The organism is Parasphingorhabdus sp. (assembly GCF_048269915.1).
Taxonomy (GTDB): Bacteria; Pseudomonadota; Alphaproteobacteria; order Sphingomonadales; family Sphingomonadaceae; genus Parasphingorhabdus.
Genome location: NZ_JBLWTY010000003.1, coordinates 20,570 through 39,024, shown reverse-complemented (window position 1 = coordinate 39,024; position 18,455 = coordinate 20,570). Strand labels below are relative to the sequence as shown.

At 57.8% G+C, this 18,455-nt stretch carries 16 protein-coding genes; 7 read left to right on the top strand and 9 right to left on the bottom strand.

Annotation, left to right across the window (positions count from 1 at the left end):
* Nucleotides 1-2: 2 nt before the first annotated feature.
* A complete protein-coding gene (gene radA, locus ACN0WX_RS08680; RefSeq protein ID WP_417621918.1) occupies nucleotides 3-1,367 on the bottom strand; it encodes a DNA repair protein RadA in 1,365 nt (454 codons plus the stop codon).
* Between the two features lie 309 nt (nucleotides 1,368-1,676).
* Here radA and ACN0WX_RS08675 point away from each other — a divergent pair, with 309 nt between their 5' ends.
* Entirely contained in the window at nucleotides 1,677-4,028 is a 2,352-nt protein-coding gene (locus ACN0WX_RS08675) for a patatin-like protein (protein ID WP_417621917.1), read from the top strand.
* On the opposite strand, the gene ACN0WX_RS08670 is transcribed toward ACN0WX_RS08675, so the two are convergent.
* From ACN0WX_RS08670 to dnaK, 4 genes are all read right to left on the bottom strand, one after another.
* On the bottom strand, nucleotides 4,029-4,976 hold the full coding sequence (locus ACN0WX_RS08670; RefSeq protein WP_417621916.1) for an MBL fold metallo-hydrolase: 948 nt from the start codon (nucleotides 4,974-4,976) through the stop codon (nucleotides 4,029-4,031).
* A gap of 57 nt (nucleotides 4,977-5,033) precedes the next feature.
* A complete protein-coding gene (locus ACN0WX_RS08665; RefSeq protein ID WP_417621915.1) occupies nucleotides 5,034-5,639 on the bottom strand; it encodes a DUF6445 family protein in 606 nt (201 codons plus the stop codon).
* Between the two features lie 482 nt (nucleotides 5,640-6,121).
* On the bottom strand, nucleotides 6,122-7,273 hold the full coding sequence (gene dnaJ, locus ACN0WX_RS08660; protein ID WP_417621914.1) for a molecular chaperone DnaJ: 1,152 nt from the start codon (nucleotides 7,271-7,273) through the stop codon (nucleotides 6,122-6,124).
* A gap of 104 nt (nucleotides 7,274-7,377) precedes the next feature.
* Nucleotides 7,378-9,321 carry a molecular chaperone DnaK gene (gene dnaK, locus ACN0WX_RS08655; protein WP_417621913.1) on the bottom strand — a complete coding sequence of 648 codons (1,944 nt, stop codon included), beginning with the start codon at nucleotides 9,319-9,321 and terminating at the stop codon, nucleotides 7,378-7,380.
* Nucleotides 9,322-9,513: 192 nt separating this feature from the next.
* On the opposite strand from dnaK, the gene ACN0WX_RS08650 reads away from it, so the two are divergent.
* The gene (locus ACN0WX_RS08650; protein ID WP_417621912.1) at nucleotides 9,514-9,963 is read left to right on the top strand and encodes a copper chaperone PCu(A)C; all 450 of its coding nucleotides are present in this window, start codon (nucleotides 9,514-9,516) and stop codon (nucleotides 9,961-9,963) included.
* Nucleotides 9,964-9,975: 12 nt separating this feature from the next.
* Nucleotides 9,976-10,425, top strand: coding sequence for a vgr related protein (locus ACN0WX_RS08645; RefSeq protein ID WP_417621911.1), 450 nt, complete (start codon nucleotides 9,976-9,978; stop codon nucleotides 10,423-10,425).
* 80 nt (nucleotides 10,426-10,505) lie between these two features.
* On the opposite strand, the gene ACN0WX_RS08640 is transcribed toward ACN0WX_RS08645, so the two are convergent.
* The 3 genes from ACN0WX_RS08640 to ACN0WX_RS08630 form a co-directional block, all read right to left on the bottom strand.
* Nucleotides 10,506-11,180: an OmpW/AlkL family protein gene (locus ACN0WX_RS08640; protein ID WP_417621910.1), complete on the bottom strand. Its 675-nt coding sequence runs from the start codon at nucleotides 11,178-11,180 to the stop codon at nucleotides 10,506-10,508.
* A 141-nt stretch (nucleotides 11,181-11,321) separates the two neighbouring features.
* Nucleotides 11,322-12,710, bottom strand: coding sequence for an MATE family efflux transporter (locus ACN0WX_RS08635; RefSeq protein ID WP_417621909.1), 1,389 nt, complete (start codon nucleotides 12,708-12,710; stop codon nucleotides 11,322-11,324).
* A 70-nt stretch (nucleotides 12,711-12,780) separates the two neighbouring features.
* Complete coding sequence (locus ACN0WX_RS08630) at nucleotides 12,781-13,080, bottom strand: YMGG-like glycine zipper-containing protein (RefSeq protein WP_417621908.1); 300 nt, start codon at nucleotides 13,078-13,080, stop codon at nucleotides 12,781-12,783.
* Between the two features lie 221 nt (nucleotides 13,081-13,301).
* On the opposite strand from ACN0WX_RS08630, the gene ACN0WX_RS08625 reads away from it, so the two are divergent.
* The 3 genes from ACN0WX_RS08625 (at nucleotide 13,302) to ACN0WX_RS08615 (ending at nucleotide 16,397) form a co-directional block, all read left to right on the top strand.
* The gene (locus ACN0WX_RS08625; RefSeq protein ID WP_417621907.1) at nucleotides 13,302-14,462 is read left to right on the top strand and encodes an indoleamine 2,3-dioxygenase; all 1,161 of its coding nucleotides are present in this window, start codon (nucleotides 13,302-13,304) and stop codon (nucleotides 14,460-14,462) included.
* Nucleotides 14,463-14,556: 94 nt separating this feature from the next.
* Nucleotides 14,557-15,915: a GntP family permease gene (locus ACN0WX_RS08620; RefSeq protein WP_417621906.1), complete on the top strand. Its 1,359-nt coding sequence runs from the start codon at nucleotides 14,557-14,559 to the stop codon at nucleotides 15,913-15,915.
* On the top strand, nucleotides 15,912-16,397 hold the full coding sequence (locus tag ACN0WX_RS08615) for a GNAT family N-acetyltransferase (protein ID WP_417621905.1): 486 nt from the start codon (nucleotides 15,912-15,914) through the stop codon (nucleotides 16,395-16,397). The genes ACN0WX_RS08620 and ACN0WX_RS08615 overlap by 4 nt, the downstream gene beginning before the upstream one ends.
* 91 nt (nucleotides 16,398-16,488) lie before the next feature.
* Here the strand turns inward: ACN0WX_RS08615 and ACN0WX_RS08610 are convergent, their stop codons facing one another.
* The gene (locus tag ACN0WX_RS08610) at nucleotides 16,489-17,073 is read right to left on the bottom strand and encodes a PadR family transcriptional regulator (RefSeq protein ID WP_417621904.1); all 585 of its coding nucleotides are present in this window, start codon (nucleotides 17,071-17,073) and stop codon (nucleotides 16,489-16,491) included.
* Nucleotides 17,074-17,299: 226 nt separating this feature from the next.
* Between ACN0WX_RS08610 and ACN0WX_RS08605 the strand changes: the two genes are divergently transcribed.
* Nucleotides 17,300-18,427 carry a serine hydrolase domain-containing protein gene (locus ACN0WX_RS08605; protein ID WP_417621903.1) on the top strand — a complete coding sequence of 376 codons (1,128 nt, stop codon included), beginning with the start codon at nucleotides 17,300-17,302 and terminating at the stop codon, nucleotides 18,425-18,427.
* Nucleotides 18,428-18,455: the final 28 nt, after the last annotated feature.

Sequence of the window (18,455 nt, the reverse complement as noted above, 5' to 3'; positions counted from 1 at the left end):
AGCTAGTCACGGTCGAGCATATGGTCAACGAGATTGGCGAGTTTGGCAAATTGCAGCTTCTTCATAGTGTCGCTGCTTTTTTCGCCGGACGCCGGTATCAGCGCGCGGTCGAACCCGAGCTTGGACGCCTCCTTGAGACGGAGAGGCGTGCGCGAGACCGGGCGTATTTCCCCGGACAGGGCTATTTCGCCGAATATCACGGCATCACTGGGCATCGGACGTTCGGCATGGGCAGATATCAGCGCTGCCGCCACTGCCAGATCGGCAGCAGGATCAGTGAGCCGGTAACCGCCCGCGACATTGAGATAGACTTCGGCACCGGAAAAGCTGAGCCCGCAGCGCGCTTCCAGCACCGCCAAGATCATCGCCAGCCGCGAACTGTCCCATCCGACCACAGACCGCCGCGGGGTTGCGCCGCTCGCTAGCCGGACGGTCAGCGCCTGGATTTCCACCAGCACCGGCCGGGTGCCCTCCATCGCCGGGAACACCGTCGCTCCGGTGACTTCCTCGCTACGGTCGGTCAGGAAAAGGGCGGATGGATTGGCCACTTCGGTGAGGCCTTTTTCTTCCATTGCGAACACACCGATTTCGTCGGTCCCGCCGAAGCGGTTCTTGATCGAGCGGAGAATACGATATTGGTGGCTGCGCTCGCCCTCGAAGCTCATCACCGTATCGACCATATGTTCGAGCACGCGCGGGCCGGCGATATTACCGTCCTTGGTGACATGACCGACGAGCATCACCATCGTGCCATGTTCCTTGGCGAATTTGATGATTTCCTGCGCCGAGGCCCGCACCTGGCTAACCGTCCCCGGCGCACCCTCAATCAGATCGCTGTGCATGGTCTGGATCGAATCGATCACGACAAAATCCGGCGCATCGCGGCCGAGGGTGGTCAAAATATCGCGCACCGATGTCGCCGAGGCCAGCTTGACCGGTGCCTTGCCCAGCCCCAGCCGCCTTGCCCGCAACCGCACCTGATCCGCTGCTTCCTCGCCCGAAATATAGGCCACCGAAAGCCCCGCCTCGGCCAGCCGTGCAGAAACCTGCAGCAACAGCGTCGATTTGCCGATCCCCGGATCTCCGCCCATAAGAGTCGCCGATCCGGCCACCAGACCACCGCCGACGGCGCGGTCAAATTCGGCAATGCCGGTCTTTTTCCGGTCCGGCAGCGCGATCTCGCTATCCAGCCCGACCAGGCGCACCTCGCGGCCGCCGCTCTGTAAATTATGTTTGGATGCGAACACCGTTTCGCCCGCTTCCTCAACCAGCGAATTCCATTCTCCACAATCGGCGCACTGCCCTTCCCAGCGATGCGCGATCGAGCCACAATTCTGACAGACATATTTTTTCTTCGGTTTGGTCATGCGATTCATCTAGCAGAACAAATACGGAACGCCAGTCATTTTGAGTCAGAAATTACAAGTGGGTCGCACCCCGCAAGCGGAAACATGCACTGGCCCCGCGAAAGCGCGCGCCGGACCACCAACAAGATTACTCTTGTTCGTATGGCAGGGTTTAGCCGGCCGCTTTAACTGGTTTAGCGGAACGCCGGTGATATAGGAAAGCGGGTTTTGACACACAGGAGCTAGGGGACATCGCACAATATCAGCCCGCTGCCCTCGACCACCGCATTCCCGCTTGCACCCTCCCCGTCATCCTGTAGTTAAATGCGCATGCGGCAGAAAGAACTCAGACTGGCCTTGATCTGCTATGGCGGCGTTAGTCTGGCCATCTACATGCACGGCATCACCAAGGAAATCTGGAAACTGGCCCAGGCCAGCCGGGATTTTCACGATGGTACGCGGGTCGAGCAGTGCAGCCGCGGCATCTATTACGACATTCTCGAATGGCTGGAGCAGGAAACCGGCACGCGATTGCGGGTGCTGCCCGACATTATTGCCGGGGCCAGCGCTGGCGGTATCAACGGGATATTCCTGTCTCAGGCAATTCTTTCGGGTCAGTCGCTGGACCCGCTGACCGATATGTGGCTCGACACTGCCGATGTCGACAAGCTGCTCGACCCCGATGCCCGCCCGCTCTCCCGCTTCTCCAAATTCTGGGCCGAACCGATTGCGTGGATGGCGCTCGGCCGCAAGGGCGGCGCGGTGGAACAGACCGTGTCGGTAGAAGCCCGCGAAGAGGTCAAGATGAAACTCTCGCGATTTGTTCGCGCGCGCTGGTTTGCTCCGCCTTTTGGCGGCAAGGTCTTCAGCGGCCTGATCTGGGATGCGCTGGCAGCGGTCCGGGCAACCGAGAGCGGACCACGCCTGCTCCCGCCGGGCCAGCCGCTTGACCTGTTTGTCACGGTAACCGATTTCGTCGGCCATCCCGAAAAACTGCAGTTGCACAGCCCGCCCGAAGCGCTCGAGATGGAGCATCGCATCACCATTGGCTTTTCGACGAGAGGCAAGCGCGGGGGCGCTATTGCCGACCCCGCAGAGCTGACCTTTGCCGGTCGCGCCACCGCCAGCTTTCCGGGTGCTTTTCCGCCATTCACGGTGCGGGAGCTGGACGATCTGCTGGCCGAGCATGAATATGTCTGGGCAGGACGCTCCGCCTTTCTGAAGCGCGTGCTGCCCAACCAGTATCGCGCCGGAACGGCAGAAGATACCGTCCTGATCGATGGTTCGGTGCTCGCCAACGCTCCCTTTGCCCAAGCGATTGAGGCGCTGAAAAACCGGCCGGCCAAGCGCCAGGTCGATCGGCGTTTTGTCTATATTGACCCGCGCCCCGATCTTGATGTCGCGAAAAGTGACAGGGCGATGCAACGTCTGCAAGCGGCACAGGAGGCGGAAAACGAGTCGCTGCCCGGCTTCTTCTCGACGATTTTTGGCGCGATTTCGAATATCCCCCGCGAACAGCCGATCCGGGACAATCTCAATGCAATTGCCGGACGGTCCAACCGGATCACCCAGATGCGTCTGATCACCGAAAATCTGCGCGGCGAGGTCGAGCAGCATGTCGAGGGCCTGTTCGGGCGCACCTTTTTCCTCGACCGGCCGACTGCTGCCCGCGTGGCCGCCTGGCGACGCAAGGCGCGTGACAAGGCAGCCAAGCTCTCGGGCTTCTCGTACAGCGCCTATGGCCATCTCAAACTGGCGACGGTGATCGAGGATATTGCGCATACGGTCCGGCGCACCAAAGTTGATCCCAACGGCCACAACCATCCTGGTTTGCGTAACGCCTTGTGGGCCGAGATACGCCGGCTCGGGCTGAACAATGTCGGACTGAAAAGCGGCGGCCCGACCAAATTGGCAGCCGAATTCTTCCGCCGCCATGACCTGGGTTTTCGGGTGCGCCGGCTTCGCTTTCTGGCACGCCAGCTTGCCGAAGACCTCGATCGCGCCGACCCTGCCGACTATGAAGCCATGGAAGCAGTCCATAACGTGATCTATGATTGCCTCTCGCTCTATATCGAACGCGAGACGATCGAATATCTCGGCGAGGAATTTGTCGCCATAGCCGAAGAAGCCGAGACCCGGCCCGGCGCAATGCTGGATGCGCTCGCCAAGGCGCGCGACCTGACCGCTGCCGATGCCATTGTCGATGCCAAGCTGGCGGAGGCGCTGGTGATGGTGCCAAAAACGGAAAAGCGGTCGATGCTGCTCGCTTTCCTCGGATTCCCCTTTTACGACATCGCCACCCTGCCTCTCCTTCAGGGCGAGGGGCTGGACGAATTTGATCCGATCAAGGTCGACCGCATCTCTCCCGAAGACGCCAAGACGATCCGCAAGGGAGGCGTAGCAGTGACATTGAAGGGCATTGAATTCAACAACTTCGGCGCCTTTTTCAGCCGAACCTACCGCGAAAATGACTATCTCTGGGGACGCCTCCACGGCGCCGACCGGATGATCGACATCATCTTCTCCACCTTGCCCGAATCCAAGCGGCCGGAGGGCGAGACGGTGCTGGGGTTCAAGAAAACCATCTTTCACAAAATCATCGATGAAGAAGAAGCACGGCTGACCAAAATCGGCCCGCTGATCGCCTCTTTGCGCGACGAGATCGACAATGCGACGCTTTAACTAGTGCGGATGATCCTCCGCATGCACCGGCCTCTGCAAGCTCTTGTAAACCGCCTCGACAAAGGCATCGCCCTTGATGAAGGCATCCGGATTGATGTCCCATTGCGCTGCCGGTTTCATCGCCTGAACCTGTTGCAGTGACTTGCCTTCGCCCTGCGCCTTGGCAACCGCAGCAATGACCGTATTCATCATATCGCGATAGGCCTGCAGGTCAGCCTTGGTCGCGATCGGGCCATGACCGGGGATGATCCTTGTATCGTCATCGACCATCGCCAGCACTTTTTCCGCCGCAGCCAAGACGCCACGCGCGTTACCGCCGCTGCTCAGATCAATGAATGGCAAGGTCACCTTGTTGAAAAACAGATCGCCCATGTGCACGACATTTGCTTTCTTCCAGAAGACGATGCTGTCGCCGTCGGTATGGGCATGTTTCATATGCTGGACGCGCACTTCATCACCGTTGAGATGCAGCTTGATCCCGTCATGATAAGTGACCACCGGCAAGGCTTCGGGAGCAGCCGGCGGAACATTGTCATTGCCCGTGATCAGGCGGTCGCGGACATGGTCGTGGGCCATGATCAGCACGTCAGACTTGCCGAGATTCTCGTTGCCGCCAGTATGATCATGGTGCCAGTGGGTATTGATCAGATAGTCAACCGGCCCGGCCCCGAGATTCTGCACCGCAGTCCGGATCTTTTCGGTCAGTGGCGCGAACTGGTCGTCGATCAGAATGGTCCCGTCAGGGCCGTAAGAAACACCGATATTGCCACCGGCACCGAACAGTACGGCAACGCCCTCGGCGAGAGGCTCGGCTTTGATTTCGACCTTGGCGAACTGATCTGCTTCCTGCGCGAGTCCTGGACTGCTGACACCGAGAGCCAATGGCACTGCGGCAAGCAACAGGCCTGGAACCATGCGGGACTTCGGTCTTGGTATCTGGTTTGGCATCGTGATGGTCTCCTGTGTTTCCTGTTCTCGCAGCCTATCATCGAAAAAGGACTGCCGCTATCCCTTGGCAAAGAACATCAGGTTAACGAGCCGACCATCTTGCGGAGATTTGCCAAATGCCTGACCACTGTTGTGAAACATCCAGGGGCTGAAGAGAATCAGCCGGTTAAAGCGCATCGGTACGGTCATCACCTTCGCCCATTGTGCAGAGCGATTGGTGTCCTTGTTCACGACATCCTCAATCAACGCATTAATGTCGGCATAGCCCGCTTTGTTGATCGCCAGCAAATCGGTTGGCACGCGTTCCAGTCCGGTCCGCCTGTGCCTGAAAAACTCGGTCCCGCCCCTGCAATGGTCCGGCAGCGAGAGATAAAGAATGCCCGAATAGAACGCCGGGTCGATATGCACCCCGCTCCGCCCCTTGTCGCCTTTCAGCGTAACCCGGCAGTGCAGATGGCTGGTACCGGGTGCCGCTTTCACCGGCGCGTTGATGATGCCCGAGATACGCTCGTTCAACCCCTGAATGGCCAGCGGACTGGTCGAGATATGGCCCGGATAATTGCCGTGCTTGTTTTCGGGATCATAATCGAGCGCCAGGGCGGCGTTGCGCGCAACCATTGGCTCGGCGAGGAAATCGTCAATGATGAGGAGGGACGGCAGCATCAGCAAGCTCGCTTCCGCAAGGATGAAACGGAGGATTCAATGTTCCCGGCGACAGGGAAAGAATTCAGACCATTCATAATAATAGCCAGATTCCTGACGAACTTTACAATCCTTACAGTGTCTAAAGAAAAGTTCCCTTCTTCGTCTTCAACGCCCAATATGCCACCCAACCCCTTGGCAATCAGCGACAAATCGTGGCGGGACAGAAAGAGGATCATGCTGAGACCCTATCATAGTCCGCGCGCTGTAGGACATTCATTTATTGCCCGATTTCGCCAGCCTTCGCTCCGGTGTCCCGTCCTGATCAGACTTTCTCGCAATTGAATAGCTGTGCGATCTCAAGCAGCAACCCGCCGATGATATCGCTCGAGGGGATAAAAGCTATCGCAGAAAAACAACAAATAAAGCGACCCGATAGGAATTGGGAAGCCAATGAAGAGAGAATATCTACGCGATCTAAAATTTGATCCGATGCTGCATTATCACTCTGTCAAATCTTCCCACGCATCTTTCAGCTTGCCGAAAAATCCGGTTGAATTGGGTGTCTCATCGCCGGTTTCGGTTTCCTGAAACTGACGAAGCAGATCTTTCTGCTGCTTGGAAAGCTTGGTCGGCGTCTCGACATCAATCTGGACCACCATATCGCCACTGCCGCGCCCTTGCAGAACCGGCATGCCGGCTCCGCGCTGGCGGATTTGCTTGCCGCTCTGGATTCCGGCGGGAATACGGATTTCATGCTTCTCGCCGTCGAGGCCCGGAATGGTAATTTCACCGCCCAGGGCCGCCAGAGTGAAGCTGATCGGGGCACGCGTGAATAACGTCGTCCCTTCGCGCTCAAAGATATTGTGGCGTATCAGGTGAATGAAAATATAGAGATCACCAGCAGGTGCGCCGCGTGCGCCAGCTTCGCCCTTGCCGGTCAGACGGATCCGCGTACCGGTATCAACGCCTGCAGGAATTTCGACATCCAGCACCTGCGGTTTGTCGACCCGGCCTTCGCCGTGACAGGCATGGCAGGGGCTTTCGATTACTTCGCCGCGACCCTGGCAACTCGCACAGGTGCGTTCAACGACAAAAAATCCTTGCTGGGCCCGGACTTTACCATGACCCTGACAGGTCGTGCAGCGCTGGACGCCGGTACCTGGTTCTGCACCGGAGCCATCACATTCGTCACAGCTTACCGATACATCAATTTCTATTTCCGTCTGCTTGCCATGGAAAGCATCTTCGAGCGATATTTCCATGTCGTAGCGCAAATCCGCGCCCCGCGCCGGGCCACGTTGCTGCTGCTGGCCACCAAAGCCGCCACCTGCCCCGCCGCCAAAAATCGTTTCAAAAATATCACCAATGTCGTTGAAAGCAGCGCCGCCAAAACCGCCGCCGCCAGCATTATTGCCGCCGCCATTGGTAAAGGCCGCATGACCATAGCGATCATAGGCAGAGCGTTTCTGCGGGTCCTTCAATACATCATAGGCTTCGCTGATCGACTTGAATTTGGCTTCAGCCTCTGCATCGCCGGGATTTTTGTCCGGGTGCCATTTCATCGCCAGCTTGCGATAGGATGACTTGAGCGTCGCGCCATCGCAATCACGCGATACGTTCAGTTGCTCATAATAATCAGTTTCGGATGCCATACTCATGCTTCCCCCAAAGCGGAAGAACCGTCGCCCCGGCACAGGCCGGGGCTGCTGGCATCAAGTCCAGCAGCTCCGCCTGCGCGGGAGCGACGCTCCAATCTTTACTCAGCCGCCTTGGCGTCGTCTTTCTTGTCGTCGTCCGAGTCATCCACTTCAGAAAACTCAGCATCGACAACATCATCATCGGCTTTCGCTGCTGCATCTGCGGCAGCCGCATCAGCGGCTTCTCCGCCAGCGGCCTGCTCCGCTTCATAGATCTTCTGACCCATTTGCATCGAAACCTGCGCCAGCGCTTCGGACTTGGTCTTCATCGCCTCGGGATCGCCACCTTCGATGGCTTCCTTGGTTTCTGTGAGCGCCGCTTCGATCTGGCCTTTCAGGTCCGCGTCAATCTTGTCGCCATGCTCTTCGAGCTGCTTCTCCGTGGTGTGGACAAGGCTTTCCGCATTGTTCTTGGCTTCCGCCTCGGCACGCCGCTTCTTGTCTTCTTCCGCAAATTTCTCTGCGTCCTGCACCATCTGGTCGATATCGCTGTCGCTGAGACCACCGGAAGCCTGGATCTTGATCTGCTGTTCCTTGCCCGTGCCCTTGTCTTTCGCGGACACGTTGACGATACCGTTGGCATCAATGTCAAAAGTCACATCAATCTGCGGTACGCCGCGCGGTGCGGGCGGGATACCAACCAGATCAAACTGGCCGAGCATCTTGTTGTCCGCCGCCATTTCGCGTTCGCCCTGGAAGACACGGATCGTCACTGCGCCCTGATTGTCATCAGCGGTCGAGTAGACTTGCGACTTTTTCGTCGGGATCGTCGTATTCCGGTCGATCATGCGGGTGAACACGCCGCCAAGGGTTTCGATCCCCAAAGACAATGGTGTCACGTCGAGCAGCAGCACGTCCTTGACGTCGCCCTGCAAAACGCCGGCCTGGATGGCAGCACCCATGGCCACAACTTCGTCCGGGTTCACGCCAGTATGCGGCTCCTTGCCGAAAAACTTCTGCACGGTTTCGCGCACCAGCGGCATGCGGGTCATACCACCGACCATGACGACATCGTCAATTTCGCTGGCTTCGACGCCAGCATCCTTGAGAGCCTTTTTGCAAGGGTCCAGGGTGCGCTTCACGAGATCACCGACCAGCTTTTCGAGGTCGGAGCGGCTGATCGACTTGACCAGATGCTTCGGTCCGTTCTGGTCTGCGGTGATGAACGGCAGATTGACTTCGGTCGTCTGTGCGCTGGAAAGCTCAATCTTCGCTTTCTCAGCAGCTTCCTTGAGACGCTGCAGCGCGAGCTTGTCCTTGGTCAGGTCGATGCTTTCGGCTTTCTTGAAATCCGCTGCGAGAAACTCGACCAGCTTGGCGTCAAAATCTTCACCGCCGAGGAACGTGTCGCCGTTGGTCGATTTCACTTCGAAAACGCCATCGCCAATTTCGAGAATCGAAATATCAAACGTACCGCCGCCAAGGTCATAAACGGCAATGGTCTTGCCGTCGTTCTTTTCAAGACCATAAGCCAGGGCCGCAGCCGTCGGTTCGTTTATGATCCGCAGCACTTCGAGACCGGCAATCTTGCCGGCATCCTTGGTTGCCTGACGCTGGGCATCGTTAAAATAGGCTGGAACGGTGATCACGGCCTGGGTCACGGTTTCACCGAGATAACCTTCTGCCGTCTCTTTCATCTTCTGCAGCGTATAGGCAGAAATCTGGGAAGGGCTATAGTCTTCACCGCCGGCTTTCACCCAGGCATCACCATTGCTGCCCTTGACGATTTCATAAGGGACCAGTTCCATGTCTTTCTTCGTCATCGGGTCATCGAACCGGCGACCGATCAGACGTTTCACGGCAAAGATCGTGCTTTCCGGGTTGGTCACAGCCTGACGCTTGGCCGGCTGACCAATCAGGCGCTCGCCATCCTTGGTAAAGGCGACGACAGACGGAGTGGTCCGTGCGCCTTCCGAATTTTCAATTACCTTTGGCTTGCCGCCATCCATAACGGCAACACAGCTGTTGGTGGTGCCCAGATCAATTCCGATAACTTTACCCATAAATCCCTCATTCAATTTTCTAACATTAGCAAAATTGCCGCCCGGCCCTGTTCAATCGGCACCGCTACGGCTTCGCAATGCGATATAGGTGGCATTTTTCTTGGCACAAGGCATCCGACATCCTACATTCGAAAAATCATCGAAAAACCCCCATATCGGGACAGAAATGCAACGATTTAACGAGGTAAGATAATGAACAAGATATCCATCATGCTCGCCGCAACGGCATCGCTTTTCCTGTCCTCCTGCGGACAGGGAGACGTGCTCTACGCGGACAAAGCGGTGGTCAACCTGTCCCCCGTGGAAGGTAATCCGTCGGCTGGTTACATGGAACTGCACGGAGGCCGCGTGGATGTCGCGCTGGTCGGAGTTACATCCGACGATGTGCTGCGCATGGAAATGCACGAGACGGTAGAGGAAAATGGCATGGCGAGCATGAACAAGCTCAAGTCGATTCCCGTGCCTGCCGGTAAAACCGTCAAGCTTGAGCCCGGTGGCAAGCATCTCATGATCTGGGGCGTCGGCGAAGGATCGAAGAAACGCGGCCTGCTGACCATGACGTTAATCTATTCCAACGATGACCGCATCGAGATCAATGCAGTGGTCAAAAAAGCCGGAGACCCTGCTCCTGCTGCCGAATAGTCAGGCGTCGCGGTGACCGGACGGGCGCTAACCCAATCAGAAATTTCGCTGTGCCTGCCGGTGTTCGGTGAGGTAATCGATTATGGCGCGGTGACGGTGTTCAACCGCAAATGGTGGCTGTTCCAAAGCCCGCGCGTGACAATGGCACCGGATGGCAATCTGTGGTTTCATCCGGAGAGCAATCTGTTCTGCGACGATTTTTGCGGATCATCGCGGAATGTCCAGGCCCTGTTCATCCACGAAATGGTGCATGTCTGGCAGCATCAGCAAGGCGTATTTCTGCCACTGGCCCGCCATCCCTTCTGTCGCTACGATTATCAATTAACGCCGGGGAAATCCTTTGCCGAATTTGGCATCGAACAGCAGGCCGAGATTGTCAGCCATTATTTCTTGCTGAAAAACGGAGCCCAGCTGAAAAATGGCTATGGAATCTCAGATTATGAGGGATTATTGCCCTTCTAGATTGGCATCAAGACCATCGCGATGATGGTCAGGAGCCATTGCCACCCGACCATCTCGCTGCCGACCTGATTTTCTGTCTACTAGAACCGGTAAGCCAGCCCTGCGCTGACGACCCAGGGATCAATCTTGTGGCGGGTCCGCAGCACCTCGGTCTGGCCGGCATACCAGTGCGCCGTGGTCGTGACGAAATAGCGCTTGGCGTCGACGCTCAGGCCCAGGCCCTTGTCATTGACCGGCAGATCAAATCCAGCCTGCAGGGCAAAGCCGACCTTGTCGTTCATCTTCTGCCGGGTGGCACCCAGTGTCTGTGCCGTCGCTCCGGCCTTTTCATCGATGAAGATGAAATAGGTTGGTCCGGCCCCGATATAAGGCTTGAACCCGCTGCCGGTGTCCAAGTGATATTTCGCCGTCAAGGTCGCCGGAATGATATTCGCATCCGACACCAGCCCCGCCCCATCCAGGGGCCCCGTACCGGTCACATCATGCTGGGTTACACAGCAAATCGTTTCGACCGAAATATTCGGTGTGAAAAAATATTCAGCGGCGATGGTCGGAACGAAATTGTCATCAGCCTTGGTTTGCGTGCCAGCGGGCAACCCGATATTATCCAGTTCGATCGACTTGATCTTGCCATCGGGTGCTACCAGCGTACCCATGACCTTGACCTGAATCTTGCCATCTGCCGAACCGGCAATGGCAGATCCGCTCATCGCCATTGCTGCAGCCACTCCGGCCAGTTTTAGCGCATTTTTCATAATTTCCGCCCTTTAGCTCTTTGCTATATGATATCTGTCAGGGGCGATTAGCGGGAAGACAAAAAGGCGGACATACGCAATTTCCCTGAAGGGAAAATACAGGGTTCACAAGAAGCGAAATCGTTCAAAGGCAAGGCAGATTCAGGGTAAAAGACCCAGCTTTTCCCGCATCATCCAGCGGGCCAGCATCAGGATAGCGACCACACCGAGCCCGCCGGCCAGTCCGGTCCAGATACCGACGCCCTGCCAGCCTTGCCAGAACGCCAGGCTAACCCCGAGCCCGACACCGATGAACCAGTAGCCCATCAGCGCGAACAGCATCGGTATGGTCGTATCGTGCAGACCGCGGAGCATGCCGGCGCCGACGACCTGGGCACCATCGACAATCTGGAATATCGCGGCGATAGCGAGAAAACTCACCGCCAGTGCGGCAACCTCGCCATTGCCGGGCGCGCTGGCATCAATGAATATTGCAATCAGCAGATCGGGGGCGAGCACGAAAATCAGCGCCATGGCCGCCATGAACGAAGTGCCGAGGATGAAGCTAACCCATCCTGCTCGCTTGATCGCGGCATGATCCTTGCGACCATATTGGATACCCACGCGAACCGTTGCTGCCTGCGCCAGTCCCATCGGCACCATGAAGGTCAAGGAGGCCAGCTGCAATGCAATGGCGTGGGCGGCCACCGAGGCGGTACTAATCAATCCCATAAACAGAGCCGCGATACCGAACACCGAACCTTCCAGCCACATAGTGATGGCGATCGGCAATCCGAGTTTCCACAGCGCCCGGAAACGCGGCCAGTCGCTGCGCCAGAAGCGACCGAACAAACGATAGCGGCGAAAGCGCCTGTGGCGCAGCACGACCAGGGTCATGCCGATGAACATCAGGACATTGGTCATCACGCTGCCGATGCCGGCGCCAACCACGCCAAATTCCGGGACACCGAACTTACCGAATATCAACGCATAGTTGAAAAGGGCATTGGCCAGCACCCCGATGATGCTGATGATCAATGACCATTGCGGCAGCTCCAGCGCAGATATGAAATTGCGCAGGATGATGAAGAACAGGAACGGCAGGATCGACCACATATAGGCGCTGACATAGGTCCCGGCGATGCCGGCGAGATCCGGCTGCTGGCCAAAGATCAGCAATATGGCCTCAGTATTCCAAAGGACGATCCAGAAAGGAAGAATAACCGTCGCGGCGGCCCACATCGCCTGCCGAAAGGTCCTGCGCACATCACGCACGCTGTGTGACAACCGGCCGATTTCGGTCGCCATCATCGGCGCCGAGGCTGTGATCAAGCCCATGCAGAAAATCGCCGCGCTCATCGCCAGATTGAAGCCGAGCGTCGCCCCGGCGAGTTCACGGGCACCCAGCCAGCCGAGCATCAGAACATCGGTCGCCCCGATCAACGCCATCGTCAGGTTCGAAAGGATCAGCGGCCAGGCGAGCGCGAGTGTAGCGCGCAGTTCGTGCCGCCAGGGATGTTGCTCTCGCAGGCAAAGAGTCGCGCCGCTCATGGGCGGGCGTTAGCCCAAGGTGCCCTGCTAGGCCAGTGAAACCGCGATCCCTGCGAGGCAAGTCATCGGTTTATCGCGGATCGTCGGGATAGCCTTCAAGTCCGTAGCAATCATCGTCCAAGCGCCCGTTACGATCATAGCCGTCGCAACCGTCATTCTTGTCAATGAAATAGCCGCCAGCGGCTCCGGCTGCGGCGCCGATTGCTGCGCCTTGCAGAACGTCACCGCCAGTGATTGCGCCAATCGCGGCACCTGCCGCTGCACCGGCGCCGGCACCCTCGACGGCATAGTTTTCAGCACAGGCGGTCAGGCTCATCGCTGCCATGCCGGCCGCTCCGGCCAGTGCCAGTTTTCTTGTCCATATGATCATCACCATTCTCCTCTAGATTTGCCCCGTTACTTCTACAACACGCTGACCCGCCCAAGGTTGCTGAACCTATGGCCGTTTCGGGACAGAATGGTTTGATGATGCGGCGGATTGCTTCGCCGGGAGGAAAACCACAAGAATCGATTTGCCCGATCTAATTTCATTTGATACCATCCTGCTATTGAGCAAGCGGCCCAACCCGCGCTTGCGCCAATGGTGACCCGATGAAATTGTCAGATTACAGCATGTCCGCATCGCGCGGATTTCTCTCGCATTTTGAAATTGTCGATATCGAACTTCCCGATATTTTTGCGCCGGTCCTGCGCGCCGCAGAAAATCTGTCCGGTCTGATGACCACCGGTCGGGTCCGGCACTGGCTGGAACAATTGCCTGCGCTCGATCTTGCCGAATGGGCGGCCAATGCGCCGGAAGAACAGGTTCGCGTGGCGATGGTCCGCTATTCTTTCCTCGTCCAGGCCTATGTCTGGGGTGAAAACGAAGCGCCGGGCGCTCTGCCCGCAAATCTTGCGCAACCGATGGTCGCCTTGGCCGAACGGCTCGATCAAGCGCCATTGCTGCCTTATAGCGGCTATGTGCTCGACAATTGGGCACGGCTGGACCGAGACGGACCGATTGACCTCGACAATGTCTATATGGTGCAGAACTTCCTTGGCGGAGCAGACGAAAACTGGTTTGTCCTGATCCATGTCGCGATCGAGGCGGCAGCGGGACCGCTTCTCGACCTCGCCTGTCAACTGGTCGCAGCAGCCCGGGCAGAAGATACCGAGAAAGCAACAACACTGCTCGTGGAAATGAACGACCATTGGGACAGGGTGAACGCCATTTTCGACCGGATGCCCGATCGCTGTGATCCCTATATCTACTATCAACGGGTCCGGCCGTATATCCATGGATGGGCCAATAATCCTGCGCTGCCCGATGGCCTGATATACGAAGGCGTCGAAAAATATCAGGGCAAGGGCCAGGCGTTTCGCGGCCAGACCGGGTCGCAAAGCTCCATCGTGCCGAGCATGGATGCGCTGTTCCAGGTCCACCATGAAAACGATCCGCTGCGGGCCTATCTTGACGAATTGCACGCCTATCGACCGATCCAGCACCGCCGTTTCATCGACGATTTGCGTGCGCAGAGCAGGTTGCGCGAATTTGCCATCGCCAGCGGCGATCCTGTGCTGCGCCAAGCGTTTAACGCCAGCGTTGAACAGGTCGCGCGTTTCCGGACCCGGCATCTGGAATATGCGGCCAGCTATATCAACAAGCAGGCCAACAGCGGCAAAGGTAATGATACCGAGGTCGGTACTGGCGGCACGCCGTTTATGAAATATCTGAAAAAGCATCGCGACGAGAACCGGGCACAGGTGATCTAACCGGATTTTCCTTTCCTCTTCGGGGGAGAGGATAAAATCCTTGCACCCGCTCCCTGCCCTCTGCCACTAGGCTTGCTTCGGACGGGGGATATATATGCTATCGGCAATCGGACTTATTGGTGGACTGGCGCTACTCATCTGGATGACCGTGCGCGGGGTCAATATATTGATTGCCGGACCAGTGGCCGCTGCAATGGTTGCTCTCACCAGTGGCATTGCGTGGTTGCCGCCGCTTGCGGCAGCGGGTGCCCCGGATTTTGCCACCGCTTATATGGATGGCTTTGTCGGCTTCTTCAAAAGCTGGTTTTTCATGTTTTTGCTTGGCGCCATATTCGGCGAAATCATGGGCGCGAGCGGGGCAGCAGCCAGCGTCGCCCACTGGATTGTCGAGAAAATCGGTATCAAACATGCGGTCCTTGCGGTGGTCGCCGCCTGCGCAGTGCTCACCTATGGCGGGGTCAGCGTATTTATCGTCTCGTTCAGCGTCTATTCGCTCGCGGTCCATCTGTTCCGCGAGGCAGATTTGCCACGCCGATTCATCCCGGCAGCGCTGGCGTTCGGTTCGGTCACCTTCACGATGACCAGCGCCGGATCACCGGAAATACAGAATCTGATCCCGATGGAATTTCTCGATACCACCGCTTATGCGGGCTGGCAGGTCAGCCTGATCGTCGCGCTGTTCATGGCCGTAACCGGGCATTTCTGGCTCAGCCGCATGGTCCGGCGCGCCGTCGCCAAGGGTGAGCATTTTGTCGGCCGCGAGAGCGATGACCATAATACGGATTACAGCAATCTCCCCGCGCCGCTGCTCTGCATATTGCCGCTGGTCGCGGTGCTGGGAATCTTCCTGATCTTTCAATATCCGCAAAATATGGGGCCGCTTTCGGCGATCCTGCCGGGCGCTTCGCTCGATCAATGGGCGCTGGTTGCGGCGCTCGGATCGGGCGCGGTGGTCGCGCTGATCGTCGGTTATCAGAAACTGAAATCCATGCCCGAAGCTTTTTCGCGCGGCGCGACCAGCGCGGTTGTCGCGATCACCAACACCTGTGCGGTGGTCGGCTTCGGCTCCGTCGCCAAGCTGTCGCCCGCTTTTCAGGAAGCCTTGGTCATGGTGCAGAATATCCCCGGCAGCCCGCTGATCGGCGCGGCCATTGCGGTTACCGTCATCGCCGGCCTGACCGGCTCTGCTTCGGGTGGTCAGTCGATCGCCCTGCCCCTCATCGCACCCCATTATCTCGATGTCGGTGCACAGCCGGACGAATTGCACCGCGTTGTCGCCATCTCCTCCGGCGCGCTCGATAGCCTGCCGCACAATGGCTATGTCGTGACCACTATCCGCGCGGTTTGCGGGGAAACCCACAAGGACGCCTATGGTGCGGTCGGCGCGCTGACCGTGGTGATACCGGTGGTCGGAACGATCATGGCGGTCATATTGTTCACGATATACGGGTGAGCATCACCACCCGCCTCTACCGGCCAGAAGACCGGCAGGCGTTCATTGACCTCAACCGCGACTGGATCGAGGACTATTTTGTCCTGGAGGACAGCGACCGCGAGCAATTGGAAGAATTGGAAACATCTATTCTCGGGAAAGGCGGACAGATCATCGTCGCCCTGCTCGACGATATTATTGTCGGAACCGGAGCGATCCTGCCGCCGCATCATGATCCGGGCGATGGCCGCAAATGGCTGGAAATCGTCAAGATGGCGGCGCAGAAAGAGCTGCGCGGACAGGGTATTGGCCGGGCGGTGCTGGAGGCTCTGATTGCGGAAGGCCGGTCGATGAAGGCCCATGCCATCTGGCTGGAAACCAATGGAGAGCTGAAAGCCGCAATCCGTCTATACGAACGGTGCGGCTTCCGGCATCTGGCTAGCGATGATCTGTGGCCCACGCCTTATGCCCGGTGTAATGTGCAAATGGTACTCGCGTTGTAATCAGTCTCCCCAGCGCAGGCTGGGGCCTAAACCGGGGGCAGTGAGACTCAACCTAGGCGGGCTAGATCCCAGCCTGCGCTGGGATGACCAATTATTTCAACCGTTCGATCTTGCTCGCGGCTTCGTCAATGATCGCGGCGACTTCCAATATTTTATCCGATCCCTTTTCCTCTTCCGCCAGCCGGATCCGGACCGCGCTTTTGAGATTATGAAAGGCGCGGCGGATGGATGCGCCGTCGCTCGCCTCACCCATTTTCGAGACACCTTCCAGCCGTTCAAGAATGTCGGCGACATGCGGCTCTTCTTCGGCCAGCTGCGCGGAGCCCGTTTCGGTGATCGAATAGATTTTCTTGCCGTCACCATCGACCGCCTCGTCGATCAGGTCCATTTCCGCCATCAGGGTCAACGCCGGATAGACAATCCCCGGACTGGGCGCATAATGGCCGCCGGTCAGCTCCTCGATCTGGCGGATCAGATCATAGCCGTGGCGCGGTTCTTCGGCGATCAGATGAAGCAAGAGCAGCTTCAGTTCGCCGCGCCGAAACATCCGCGCACGGCGCTTGCCCTTGGCCCCCTCAAAGGCAGCCTGGGCAAAGGCGCGAGCAAATTTCTCGCCAGCCATTGCGCCTCTTCCGCCTCTTCCGCGACCGGGACGGCCGCCGGGTCCAAATTTCATACCATGTCTCATTTTAATATCTTTTTTTATATCTAAGCTGCCTCTAAGATATATCTTTATAAGGAGCATGCAAGCCGTAAATGGCCAAAAATGGGCAAGCATCTGGAAGTTCATCAGAATATTTCACGAATCTTTAAGACCGGTGCTCGTTAGAAACCGGTGTGAAAGCCATTGGCCTAATCGCCAGCGGCTGTTAATCGATCAGCTAAATTTTAAGGAGCGACCAATGGACATATCGATTCACGGACAGTGCGACCCCCGCTTTGCAGCGGTCCAAGCCGCATTTGAAAATAACTTCCGCGAACATGGTGACATTGGCGCATCCGTTGCGATCACGCTCGATGGCGAATTTGTCGTGGACCTGTGGGGCGGCCATCTCGACGAGCAACGGACTGCCCCGTGGCAGGAAGATACGCTGGTCAACGTCTGGTCGAGCACCAAGACCATGGCGGCGATGTCGCTGCTGCTGCTCGCCGATCGGGGAGAGGTGGATCTTCACGCTCCCGCGGCCAAATATTGGCCGGAATTTGCCCAAAATGGTAAAGAATTGGTCGAAGTCAGGCATTTTCTTAGCCATAGCGCCGGCCTTTCCGGCATGGAGGAAAAGGTCGAGGGTGATGCGCTTTATGACTGGGAATGGATGACCGGCGCGCTCGCAAAACAGGAGCCATGGTGGGAGCCCGGCACGCAATCTGGCTATCACGCCCTCACCCAGGGGCATCTTGTCGGCGAAATCGTCCAGCGGGTGTCCGGCCAGTCGATCGGCAATTTCTTCCGCCAGGAAATCGCCGAACCAACGGGTGCCGATTTTCATATTGGCGCGGAAGAAAGTCTCGATGCGCGCATCGGCAATCTGATCCCGCCCGCAGCCCGTCCTGCGCCCAACCCCGATTCTATCGCCGGTCGCACCTTCGCCAATCCCGGAGTCGACGCCACCGAGCCGAGAAAACGGGCATGGCGCGCAGCGGAAATCCCGGCGGCCAATGGCCAGGGCAATGCCCGCAGCATCGTCCGCGCCCAGACCGCGATGGCCAATGGCGGCCGGGCATTCGGCAAGACGCTCCTGTCGGAAGCCGGCACCAGAAGAATTTTCGAGAAACAGACGGAAGGCGTCGATCTGGTATTGGGCCTGCCGCTGACCTTCGGCATGGGCTATGGCCTGAACAACCCGGCCACCCCGGTCAGCCCCAATAGCAACACCTGTTACTGGGGCGGCTATGGCGGGTCATCGGTTATCGTCGATCAGGACGCCCGGCTGTGCTTTTCCTATGTCATGAACAAGATGGAAACCGGGTTGGTCGGCGATCCGAGGGGCTTCGGGCTGGCTGCGGCCATGTATATGTCGGTGGCCTAGGACGGATGAGGCTTCCGTATAGCAACTG